12 protein-coding genes and 2 pseudogenes are annotated in these 11,505 nt (G+C 58.8%); 9 read left to right on the forward strand and 5 right to left on the reverse strand.

The genetic code is table 11. From position 1 onward, the window contains the following. The 8 genes and pseudogenes from ACTG34_RS10045 to ACTG34_RS10080 all read left to right on the forward strand — a co-directional run. A pseudogene (locus tag ACTG34_RS10045) lies at positions 1 to 301 on the forward strand (hypothetical protein); the annotation flags it as partial. A gap of 116 nt (positions 302 to 417) precedes the next feature. Beyond that, positions 418 to 735, forward strand: a complete 318-nt coding sequence (locus ACTG34_RS10050; RefSeq protein WP_439104789.1) for a TraR/DksA family transcriptional regulator — start codon at positions 418 to 420, stop codon at positions 733 to 735. A 74-nt stretch (positions 736 to 809) separates the two neighbouring features. Further along, positions 810 to 995 carry a hypothetical protein gene (locus ACTG34_RS10055; RefSeq protein WP_439104790.1) on the forward strand — a complete coding sequence of 62 codons (186 nt, stop codon included), beginning with the start codon at positions 810 to 812 and terminating at the stop codon, positions 993 to 995. A 69-nt stretch (positions 996 to 1,064) separates the two neighbouring features. Then, positions 1,065 to 1,286 carry a hypothetical protein gene (locus ACTG34_RS10060; protein ID WP_439104791.1) on the forward strand — a complete coding sequence of 74 codons (222 nt, stop codon included), beginning with the start codon at positions 1,065 to 1,067 and terminating at the stop codon, positions 1,284 to 1,286. A gap of 83 nt (positions 1,287 to 1,369) precedes the next feature. Continuing rightward, entirely contained in the window at positions 1,370 to 3,409 is a 2,040-nt protein-coding gene (locus tag ACTG34_RS10065; protein WP_439104792.1) for an enoyl-CoA hydratase-related protein, read from the forward strand. 413 nt (positions 3,410 to 3,822) lie between these two features. Continuing rightward, a complete protein-coding gene (locus ACTG34_RS10070) occupies positions 3,823 to 4,812 on the forward strand; it encodes an XdhC family protein (protein WP_439104793.1) in 990 nt (329 codons plus the stop codon). A 74-nt stretch (positions 4,813 to 4,886) separates the two neighbouring features. Then, entirely contained in the window at positions 4,887 to 5,378 is a 492-nt protein-coding gene (locus ACTG34_RS10075) for a (2Fe-2S)-binding protein (protein WP_439104794.1), read from the forward strand. A 12-nt stretch (positions 5,379 to 5,390) separates the two neighbouring features. Next, a complete protein-coding gene (locus ACTG34_RS10080) occupies positions 5,391 to 6,182 on the forward strand; it encodes an FAD binding domain-containing protein (protein ID WP_439104795.1) in 792 nt (263 codons plus the stop codon). A 137-nt stretch (positions 6,183 to 6,319) separates the two neighbouring features. On the opposite strand, the gene infC is transcribed toward ACTG34_RS10080, so the two are convergent. Then, complete coding sequence (infC, locus tag ACTG34_RS10085; RefSeq protein WP_439104799.1) at positions 6,320 to 6,865, reverse strand: translation initiation factor IF-3; 546 nt, start codon at positions 6,863 to 6,865, stop codon at positions 6,320 to 6,322. Positions 6,866 to 7,086: 221 nt separating this feature from the next. Between infC and ACTG34_RS10090 the strand changes: the two genes are divergently transcribed. Beyond that, a complete protein-coding gene (locus tag ACTG34_RS10090; protein ID WP_439104797.1) occupies positions 7,087 to 7,908 on the forward strand; it encodes a translation initiation factor 3 in 822 nt (273 codons plus the stop codon). A gap of 187 nt (positions 7,909 to 8,095) precedes the next feature. Here ACTG34_RS10090 and ACTG34_RS10095 read toward each other — a convergent pair whose 3' ends face one another. The 4 genes and pseudogenes from ACTG34_RS10095 to ACTG34_RS10110 all read right to left on the reverse strand — a co-directional run. Continuing rightward, positions 8,096 to 8,932, reverse strand: coding sequence for a ferredoxin--NADP reductase (locus tag ACTG34_RS10095; protein ID WP_342842721.1), 837 nt, complete (start codon positions 8,930 to 8,932; stop codon positions 8,096 to 8,098). 109 nt (positions 8,933 to 9,041) lie between these two features. Next, the gene (locus ACTG34_RS10100; RefSeq protein ID WP_439104800.1) at positions 9,042 to 9,494 is read right to left on the reverse strand and encodes a DUF934 domain-containing protein; all 453 of its coding nucleotides are present in this window, start codon (positions 9,492 to 9,494) and stop codon (positions 9,042 to 9,044) included. After that, positions 9,477 to 10,226 (reverse strand): annotated as a pseudogene (locus ACTG34_RS10105) (phosphoadenylyl-sulfate reductase); the annotation flags it as partial. The gene ACTG34_RS10100 and the pseudogene ACTG34_RS10105, both read right to left, overlap by 18 nt. Further along, the coding region (locus ACTG34_RS10110; protein ID WP_439104798.1) for a nitrite/sulfite reductase at positions 10,216 to 11,505 on the reverse strand (1,290 nt) is incomplete at its 5' end. The pseudogene ACTG34_RS10105 and the gene ACTG34_RS10110, both read right to left, overlap by 11 nt.

Consider the following 11,505-nt stretch of genomic DNA (forward strand, 5'->3'; position numbering starts at 1 on the left):
AGTTCTTGACGGGCGGGCCCTTGATCTTGGTGGTGCGGGCCTTGGCTCTATGGAGGGGCTTGCAGGAATGGCCTTAGGTGGCGGATCAGATTTGCCGCCACTGGGTGATTTGGGCGGCATGGCTGATTTGGGCAGCAGGGGGGATTTGGACTTTCCTGACCTGCCTGATCTGCCTGATTTAGACGGGTTCCCCGCGATGGGAGATCTGCCGCCACTCGAGAGTGGGGATGACTTTGACGGATTAGGCGATTTGCCGCCACTGGGTGATTTTGCCGATTTAGGTGATTTGCCAGATATTTAACGGGTTCTGCCTCGCTGGATATGCCTAGGCCCGTGTGTGCCACGCGGCCCTGTTGATGTGAATCAAGGCTCAAACTGCCGTTTTGTGCTATTGTGTTTTCCATAGGAGGACAGCGCATGAAAAGCCTAAATCAAAGACGTGAGCAACTGCTCATGCGGCGCGCCGAACTTGACACACGTCTGCACGAGATTGATGACGAATTGGAGACCCACCAATCCAAAGATTGGGCGGAGTTGGCGACCGAGCGCGAGAGCGACGAAGTTCTCGAGGGCATGGGGCGCGCCGGACAGACCGAGCTTGTGCTGATTGCTGCCGCTCTCGCGCGCCTTGATGCGGGGGACTACGGATTTTGTGGCAAATGCGGCGAGGCGATTGGCGAAGAGCGCCTAGATCTGTTGCCCTACACGCCCTTTTGCCGCAGTTGCGCCTCCTGATCTGAGGGGCGTGCGATCACTTCGCCGTGCGTCGCACTGATCGGGACGCCACACCTTAAAGATGGAGGATAATCATGACCAAGCGAACAGATGCCGAAATCGACAAGATTGTTGATGACCTCGTAGGCGACCACGATGTGGCCGAAAAACTCAAAACCAAACTTCATGGCGGGCCGGATGTCGCGCGCGTTGTGCCTGTAGAGACGCGTGAAAACGCTAAGGACGGGGACGACGACATGTGGGACAACATGCCGGTTTAATCTGGCCTGCGTGGCGCGAGATCCGTTGACATAGGCACGCGGAGACCCTCGTGCAAAAAGGAGCTTAACATGGCCTTTGAAGCCCTCAAAATCCAAATCTATATGATCCTCGACGAGATTGCGCAGCGCCCTGCGGATCGTCACATCTTGCAAGAGCAATTGCGCGAAAAGCTGTCTGAGCTGTCCAACCTTGGCCTGCCATTGCCCGCCGATCTTGTGCGTTTGGAGGCTGATCTGGAAAAATCGAGTGCGGATAGCGTGTATCCCAAGCCTGCTCAAAACGAGATATAAAGCCCTTTATCAACACAACCTTGCCTTTAGCGTGCCCAACGGGCAAAACGAGGGGGCAAGTTTTGTTGGGGGTCGACGCAGGTATGACGACAAATGCACAGGCGGCAAGCGCGGTATTGCGTGTAGACGGCTCGATTGCCACAATTGTTTTATCGAATCCCCCCGCAAACGCGTTAGGCGATGCGATGCGCGCCGAGATATTCGCCCACATCGAAGCCGCCGAAGCGGACCCGTCCGTGACGGCGATCGTGTTGGCCGCGCGCGGGCGCGCCTTTTCCAAGGGGTTGAGTGTCGCCGATCTTGATCGACCGCAATCTTTCCCTGATATCAATGTCTTGTGCGACCGTGTTGAGAGCTGTGCAAAGCCCGTGGTGGCGGCCCTTTCGGGGGCTGTTGTGTCCGAAGGGGTCGCGTTGGCCTTGGCCGCGCATTACCGCGTCATGGCCGAGACTGCGCGCATTGCCGTGCCCGATGTGACCTTTGCCCTCGTGCCCTCCGGAGGCCTCACACAACGCTTGCCGCGTTTGGTTGGGGTCGAGGCGGGTTTGGCCATTTTGCTGTCTGGGCGCGTGATTGGCCCGCAAGCGGCGCTCAAAATGGGGCTTGTCGATAAAATCGAGATGAATCGAGTGCGCGTGGCGGCGATGAAACTCGCGTCTGAAAAGGCACAGACGGGGGATGCGCCGCGCCAGACCCGCGCCATAGAGACCATTTTTGACCATGGGGCCGCGGGCCGTGCGGCGATTGCGGCGGCGCGCGCACAGACCAGCGGGCGCACGTTTGCAGGCAAACGGATTATTGACTGTGTCGAGGCCGCGATGTTGTTGCCGTTCGAGGGAGGCGTGTGGCGCGAAGAGACCGAGCGCGCCGATACCTTGGCCGCCCCACAAAGTGCCGCCTTGCGTCATGCACATATGAGCGAACGCCGTGCTGTGCGCCCGCGCGGGTTCGTGACCGATGATGCGCGCGATGTCAAAACGCTTGGCCTGTCGGGGGCGTCGACGCTTGCGCTTGGTCTGTCCCTGATTGCGCTTGATCATGGGGTGTCTGTCCGCTTTTTGGCACCAACGGCCGAGGTTGCCAAAGCCATGCTTGCAACGGTGAACAAGGCTTACGAGGCCGCCGAGGCAAAAGGACAGGTGACAGCCGATCAAAAACATGACCGACTTGAGGCGTTTTTTGTCAGCGCGGATCCTGCCTGTTTCGACGATTGCGATGCGGTGATTGAGGCCACAACGGGGTCTTTGGATGCGCGCGTGGCGGCGTTGATCGCGGTCGAGGCCGCCCTTGCACCGGATACTCCATTGGCCACGGTATCAGATCGCGCACTGGCGCAAATGGCGGGGCGATTAACGCATCCGCAGCGGTTTTGCGCCGCGCATGTCTTTGCCCCTGCACAGGTGATCCGTTTGGTGGAACTGGGCCGCGCACCGCTCTCAGCATCTGCGAGCCTTGCGACATTTCACGCGCTGTTTACGCGTTTGGGCAAACGGGTTGTGACGGTTGAGGCCGAGGACGGGTTTGTGGCCAATAGGCTCGAAGACGCGGGGCTTCAGGCCGTTGATATCTGTTTGCTGCTCGGGGCGCGCCCCGCGCAAATTGATGCGGCATTGCGCCGTTTCGGGTTCTCTATCGGTCCATGTGCCATGATGGACCGCATTGGTCTGCGCCACTTTGGCGGCACGGTGGCGCAGGCGTTGGATGCGGCGGGCCTTGCGCAGAGCTCGGGACACGGGTTCTTTGACGCGGATGGATCGGATGCGCAGGCCGTTGAGGTGCTTGAGATGTTGCGCGAGGCGGGCGATATCGAGGCCGCGACAGTCACAGAGGCCGAGATCGTCAAGCGTGTCGTGTTGGCGCAAGCGAATGCGGGCGCGCAGGCGTTGGAGCGCGGTGTGGTGGCGCGGCCACTGGAGATCGACGTTATCATGATGCTTGGCAAAGGCTTCCCGCGTCATCACGGCGGGCCGATGCAATGGGCGGGTCAAATGACAGCGCTACAGGCCGAGACCACGCTCAAGCAGTATGCGCAATTCGCGCCGCAGATTTGGACCCCTGCGTCACTTTGGCATGATTTGGTCAAAACTGGCGAGACGTTCGAAACGCTCAATAAATCCGGCTAAAACACAGCGTTTTTGACGGTTTTTTCACGACGATTGCGCGCTTTGGCGGATGTCTCTCGTATGGCGGTCCCATATCAATTTAACTTTCGTGACGCCCCTTGATCGAAATCAAGGTTGGCGTCTGGCGCGTGGCCTATCCATGAGATCGAGCGCAGGGGCCACGTCAACAGTCAGACGGCGGATCTTGCATTCCTCCCGCGAACGTTCCTTCCGATTGTTCGCGTCGTATTCAGTCCTTTGTGCGTGGGCTGTTTACTGTACTGGCGCCCGAGGGTTTATGCGTTTCTCCCCGGGCGCCATTTTTTTATCACCAGATCTGACAAAGCTGTGCAGCGTTGCGAACGGGGCTTGCCGCCGCGCCCATTGCCGCCGCCTGTTTGTGCGCTAAAGTGATCGGTAAGGGAGATTTTGCCGTGACACATCATGCGACCGAGACGTTTGATCCGAATGCCATTTGCGAAACCGCGTTGGCGTGGCACCGCGCGGGGACAGGGGCCGTCCTTGCCACTGTGATCGAAACATGGGGCAGCGCGCCGCGCCCCGTGGGGAGTCAATTGGCAATCTCGGGTGCGGGCGACATGGTGGGCTCGGTGTCAGGCGGCTGTGTCGAGGGGGCGGTGATCACCGAGGCTCTTGACCTGATCGCGGCACCCGCGATGAAGATTTTGGAATTTGGCGTGGCGGACGAGGATGCGTTTGCGGTCGGTCTGGCATGTGGCGGCACCATCCGTGTGCTGTTGGAGCCTGTCGGTGCGATTATGCCCGAGGATGTATTGGCGCAGATTGTGGCGGCTCGCGCGGCGCGTGATCCGGTCGCCTATGTGGTGAACCTGTCGACGGGGGCGCGCCATGTTGCGGGGGCGGACGCATTTGCCCAACGCTTTGCCACCGATCGTTCCGGCGTGGAGCCGGACGGCGAGACATTTGTGGCGGTGCACAACCCGCCCGTCCGTCTGGCGGTGATCGGTGCGGTGCATATTGCCCAAGCCTTGCTTCCGATGGCGAGAATAGCAGGGTTTGACGTGCATTTGATCGATCCGCGCGGCGCATTTGCGTCCGGATTGCGGTTTCCCGGCGAAGAGATCAGCGATGAGTGGCCCGATGCGGCGCTTGACGCATATGGGTTGGACGCGCGCACGGCGGTGGTAACGCTGAGCCATGATCCCAAACTGGACGACCCTGCGGTGATACGTGCGCTGACGTCCGAGGCGTTTTATGTAGGCGCGCTCGGATCGACGCGCACCCATGCCAAACGTGTGGCGCGATTGCATGAGGCGGGGCTGAGTTCGGATGACATTGCGCGTTTGCACGCGCCGGTCGGGCTAAAGATCAAGGCGCAATCGCCCGCAGAAATCGCCGTGTCGATCCTTGCGCAGATCATTGCGGTGATGCGCGGCGCATAAACGCGTGGTGAAACGCTTTACGGAACAGGCCAATTCGTGGTCTGCTCCATTCGAGATATAAGGGAGGGCGCGGCATGGTGATGCTCACGCTAAAGATTAACGGACACGACAGAACACAAGAGGTCGAGGGGCGCACGCTTTTGGTCGACTTTTTACGCGGTGGCGGCTTAACCGGCACGCATGTCGGATGTGAAACGAGCCAGTGCGGGGCGTGCACCGTCCATATGAACGGCGCCCCTGTGAAAGCCTGTTCGGTCTTTGCGCTTGAGGCCGAGGGCGCGGATGTCACAACGATTGAGGGCATGGCGGAGCAGGGTGAGGCGGGCGACGATCTGTCCGTGATCCAAGCTGCGTTCAAGGAACACCACGGGTTGCAGTGCGGGTTTTGCACGCCGGGCATGATTATGTCGGCCGCAGCGCTTCTCAAAGACGTGGCACAACCGACCGAGGCGCAGATTCGCAGCCATCTTGAGGGCAATATCTGCCGCTGTACCGGCTATCATAACATCGTCAAGGCGATCATGGCCGCAAGTGGTCAAGATGTGTCCGGCGTCGCGGCACAGTAGGAAGGGCGCACTATGTATAACTTTGATTTGATCCGGCCCGCCTCGTTGAAGGATGCGATTGCAGCACTCCAGGAAGAAGACGCACAGGCGTTGGGCGGGGGGCAAACCTTGATTCCAACTCTCAAAGCGCGACTGGCGATGCCGTCTACGTTGGTCTGTTTGTCCGGCCTGTCCGAAATAGTGGGCATTTGCGAGGGTGATGACGGGCGGGTGTGCATTGGCGGCGCAACCACACATGCGCAGATCGCGCGAGACGCAACACAGGTTCCGGCATTGGCTGCTCTAGCCGGCCAGATCGGTGATGCGGCGGTCCGCACGCGCGGCACCATTGGTGGTTCGATCGCCAACAATGACCCGTCCGCATGCTATCCTGCCGCTGTTTTGGCCTGTGGGGCCGAGGTCTGTACACCGACACGCGGCATTGCCGCCGATGATTTCTTTCAAGGTTTGTTCGAGACGGCGTTAGAGGATGGCGAGATTATCACCGAGGTACGGTTCCCTGTGCCGATCCGCGCGGCCTATGCCAAGTTTGAACAACCGGCCTCGCGTTTTGCGCTTGTCGGGGTGTTTGTGGCCGATTTTGACGGCGATGTCCGTGTGGCGGTTACGGGGGCGAGTGGCAACGGCGTGTTCCGGTGGTCCGAGGCCGAAGCGGCCTTGTCTCGCACGTTTTCACCCAACGCGCTTGATGGCTTGCAGGTTGATCCTGATGGCATGTTGTCGGACCCGCATGGCGCCGCAGATTACCGCGCACATTTGATCGGTGTGATGACACGGCGCGCGGTCGAGATGGCGCGCGCATAACGCGACGTGCCTCTCGGTTGATGAGGGCGATTCTCCCACAGCACCAATGAAAAACCCCCGAAACCGTGAGGCTTCGGGGGTACCCTGTCAGACTCGGCGTCTGGTGCTGCGGCCCGTTTGTCGGGCCTGCGGCGTGTTTATTTGGGAAGAGGGCCGATCATCATGATCATCTGACGACCTTCCATTTTCGGCATGTTTTCGATTTTTCCGATTGTTTTGGTGTCTTCTGCAACGCGTTCAAGCAGGTTGCGACCCAAATCCTGGTGCGCCATTTCGCGGCCACGAAAACGCATGGTGACTTTCACCTTGTCGCCATTTTCCAAGAACTTGATGACACTGCGCATCTTCACACCGTAATCGTGAGTGTCCGTGTTGGGACGGAACTTTACCTCTTTGATTTCAATGATCTTTTGGTTCTTGCGAGCTTCGGATTCACGCTTTTGCTGTTCATACTTGAACTTGCCGTAATCCATGATTTTACACACGGGTGGCTCGGCATTTGGTGAAATTTCGACAAGGTCGAGATCTGCATCAGCGGCCATTTCCATGGCACGTTGTGGCGTTACAACGCCTACATTCTCTCCATCTGCGCCGATAAGGCGAATTTCCGGTGACCGAATAAGTTCATTGATACGAGGACCGGTTTCTCTGGTCGGCGGGGCTCTGTGTGGACGGCGGGCTATGACACGCTCCTATGTGTGGTTTCTTGTGATATCGCGCGAAACTAGGGCGAATGGGCGCGGCTTACAACCGTAATTTCCCAGATGGGGTGAGCGGGGTCATGCGGGGCGGTAAACTTGCCACAAAGTCCTCTTTTCTTTGCGGGTGCAGCATGGCATAGCATGGTTAAGAAAGAGACACTTTCTTGTAGTTCTACACGTCTATTAGTTTCTGGGGATCAGACATGACCAATCGTTTCGTTACTGGTGCACTTATTACGGGCCTCGCGTTCGGCCTTTCCGCATGTAAAGAGGACGTCAAAGACGCCGCTGACGCAGCAACATCCGCCGTTCAAACGGCTACGGATGCCGCGACAGACGCCGCTACCGATGTTGCTGGCGCTGTTTCAGAGGTTGCAACAGATACAGTTGATGCCGCAGCTAACGTTGTTGAAGAGGCCGTTGAGGCAGCGGGTGAGGCCGCTGATGCAGCAGCTGACGCCGCGACATCCGTCGTTGAGGGCGCCGTTGAGGCCGTTGAAGGTGCCGCAGATGCAGCAACCGATATGGCAACTGACGCGGTTGATGCCGCCACCGATGCTGCAACTGCAGTGACCGAGGGCGCAACTGACGCCGCCGCCGACATGACCGAAGCTGCCACCGATATGGCAACTGAGGCTGCGGATGCAGCGACAGACGCGACCGACGCCGCAACAGATGCAACGGACGCCGCAGCAGACGCCGCAACAGATGCGACAGACGCCGCGACAGACGCCGCAACAGCTGCAACAGACGCCGCGACACAAGCAACAGACGCTGCCACCGATATGGCAACTGACGCTGTAGAGGCTGCGCAAGAGGCGATGCCTGCGATGTCCATGGACGCGATGAAAGAGCTTTTGACGGTTGACGGGTTCGACCTTGATAAAGTCACATCGATGCTTCAGGCCGCTCCCCTTGCGGAAGATGCAAAAGCGACCGTGATCAACGCACTTGGCCGTGCCAAAGATAGCCCCGAGCTTCTTGGTGCCGTGCTTGAGCGTGTTCGTGGCCTGTTGGGCATGTAAGCCAAGTCACTGATGTGACTTTGATACGACAAGTCACTGATGTGACATAGATCTAGGCCGCGCAAGGGAGACTTTGCGCGGCCTTTTTCGTGGGCGGCGCGACTGGAGACGGCTGGCTGTATGAATGAGCGCAAAGAAAAGCCCCGCCAAAGCGGGGCCGTTTCAAATCGTAGATTGTTGATGCGCCTTAATCGACAAAGGCCTTTTCAACCACATATTCCTTAGGTTCGGAATTGGCACCCTCGCGTAGGCCAAAGCCGTCAAGGATAACCATAATGTCTTTGTTGAACGCGAGGTTGCCGCACACCATGCCACGGTCGGTTTCGGGGTTGATCGGTGCGATTCCGAGATCTTCGAAGACTTTGCCCGAGGACAGGTTATCGGTCACGCGGCCCATGTGGTGGAACTCTTCGCGTGTGGTGGTCGGGTAATAGCGCAGCTTGCCCTGTTCGATCTCGGACAGCATTTCGTCGGATTTGATGAACTCCACCAACTGACGCCCGTATTCCAGTTCAGAGACCTGACGACAGGTGTGCATCAAGATCACTTCGTCAAACTTTTCAAATACTTCCGGTTCGCGCATGAGAGAGGCAAAGGGCGCGATGCCCGTGCCTGTGGCAAACATCCATAACCGTTTTCCGGGCAAAAGCGCATCCACAACCAACGTGCCGACAGGTTTGGGGCGCAAGATGATCTCATCGCCTACTTCGATATGCTGCAAACGCGAGGTGAGCGGGCCGTCCTGCACCTTGATCGAATAGAATTCGAGGTGTTCCTCCCACGACGGGGAGGCGATGGAATAGGCGCGCAGCAGTGGTTTTTGCTTGCCGGTCGTCGGGTTCACATCACCCATCAGGCCAATCATCACAAACTCGCCCGAGCGAAAGCGCAAGGTCTGTGGGCGCTCCACCTTGAAGGAGAACAGGCGATCATCCCAATGCGTGACTTCCAAAACTTTGGCGGCGTCAGGCAGGGTGGGGACGGGTTTTGTTTTCACTTCGGTCACTTGGCTCTGCTCGGTCATTTTCAGTTGGGCACTTTCTAAATGCGTATGTCGAATGTAGCTTTGATCCAGATCAGTCTGGCTCACCGCATGGGGGCGCACGCGGTCGATGTGGCGCTCTTTTCGCTGCTTATGCGCGTTTGCGCAAGCGGCTCTGGTAATCGTTGGCGGTCCAATCCGCGCGAAACACCCATTGCTGTGCGGGTTGGCGGGCGGCAAGATCGGGAGAGATTTCGACCTCGTCAAACCCTGCGCGGCGCGCCATGGCGTATTGATCGGCGATCACATGCCCCTCGGCGCGCAACCGTCCCTTGTAACCCGCAAGGCGCAACATACGCGCCAATGTGAAGCCCCGCCCGTCAGAAAAGGACGCAACGGTAACGCGAATGCCCTCGGCGTTGCCGTATTGGCTGAGCGTTGCGGGGTCGGTGTCGGCGGGCATATCGATCCAGATGCCGTCAAAGTCGTCAGTGGTAAATCCGGTGTCTTGGACGATCACGCTCATTGCGGTGTCTCCCGTGTCTTGTGTGTTGGGGGTCTGTGCCTCGGTGACGATCGCTGCGGGCAGGGGGCCACGCACCATTTTGCCGTCCACGAAATGGATGCCGCACTCTTCTTTTTGACTGCCGCGCCAGCGCCCCGCACGGGGATCTTCGCCCGCTTTGACGGGAGAGGTGCACGGCGCGCAGCCGATGGATGGATAGCCCTTGGCTACGAGCGGGTGACGCGCCAAGCGGTTGTTGATCATGTAATCTTGGACATCCGTAGGGGCCCAATGCGCCAACGGATTGATTTTAATACGTGTATCCAGCTCGTTCTCAAAGAACTCGAGGGTCTGACGTGTGCTGCCCTGAAACCGTTTGCGCCCTGAGATCCACGCGTCAAACTCCGAAATGGCGGTTTGCAGCGGCACGGTTTTGCGCAGATCACAGCAACGATCCGTATCGCTTTGGTGCAGCAATCCATCGGGGTCATGGGCGGCAATTTTGGTCGGATTGGGCCGAATGCGGCGCACATCGCGCAGATCGAGCGTCTTCACAATCTCAAGTTGATACTCGATCGTCTCGGGGAACAGCATCTCGGTGTCGATAAAGACCACGGGCGTGTCGGGTTTCATCACCGAAATCATGTGCAACAACACGACACTTTCGGCGCCAAAGGAGGACACAAGGGCGATGCGCCCCAATTCCGCATCGCGCAACGCCAGCTCAAGCACCGAGGTGGCCGAGTGATTGCGATAGCGGTCATTGAGCCGTGCAACACGGTCGTCGACCGTGCCGAACTCTGCGCGTAACAGGTCTGCCTCATGCGGCATGTGCACTATCCTCTTTGGGGGGATAGAGCGCCGCTTTGAACGGATCCATTCCGAGGCGGCGGTAGGTCGCAAGGAACGTCTCATCCGCGTGATCGCGCACCTCAAGATAGGCGGAAATCAACCGCTCAATCGCAGGCACGATTTCATCATAGGCAAAGCCAGGTCCGGTCCGCTCCCCGATCACAGTCGTCTCGGTGCCGTCACCGCCGAGCGTGATCTGGTAGTTTTCCACACCCGCACGGTCGAGGCCCAAAATGCCGATGTGACCGACATGGTGGTGTCCACAGGCGTTGATGCAGCCCGAGATTTTGATCTTGAGCGCGCCAATGTCGTGCTCCAGTTTTAGCTCGTCAAACCGTGTGGCGATGCCTTGGGCCACGGGAATGGCGCGTGCGGTCGCCAGTGCGCAATAGTCCATACCTGGGCAGGCAATGATATCGGAGATGAGGCCGATATTCGCGGTGGCCAGATCAACCGCCTTTAGCGCGGCATGAAGCGCCGGAAGGTTCGATTTGTGTACGTGGGGCAAGATGACGTTTTGCTCGTGCGAGATGCGCAATTCGTCGTGACCCCAATCGCGTGCCGCCTGTGCAAGCACACGCATTTGCGCTGATGTGGCGTCCCCTGGTGTTTTGCCGTGGGCCTTGGTGGAGACAGTCACAATGGCGTATCCGTCATCTTTGTGGGCGGCGAGATTGGTGTCGGCCCACGCGCGGAACATACGGTCGTTTTCATAGGCGCGGGTGTAGGCGTCCACGGGCTTGTTTGCGAAGACGGGCGGTGCAAAGAAATGTTCGATTTGTGCAAGTGCGTCGAGGGCGCTTTCGTCAAAATCCGGACGGATGAGTGCAAAGCGTTCCTCAACACGTGCCGCGATATCGTCGATCCCGTGCTCGTGCACCGTGATCTTGATCCGCGCTTTATACTTGTTGTCGCGCCGCCCCAAGAGGTTCCACACGGACACAACCGCCTCAAGATAGGGCAGAAGGTCGCCAAAGGAGATGAAGTCTTTGAGCACTTTACCCACCATCGGCGTGCGCCCCAAACCGCCACCGACGATCACTTGCGCGCCAAGCTCACCATTGTGGCGTTTGAGGACCAGCCCGATATCATGGGCGCGTACCACGGCGCGGTCGGCCTCGGCACCCGTCACGGCCACCTTGAACTTGCGCGGCAAGAACTGAAACTCGGGGTGATCGGTCGACCACTGACGGATCAACTCGGCCACGGGGCGCGGATCGGCGATCTCATCAGCGGCAGCCCCCGCGAAATGGTCGGC

The sequence above is a fragment of the Celeribacter marinus genome (assembly GCF_965656515.1).
In the GTDB taxonomy this organism is placed as follows: Bacteria; Pseudomonadota; Alphaproteobacteria; order Rhodobacterales; family Rhodobacteraceae; genus Celeribacter; species Celeribacter marinus_D.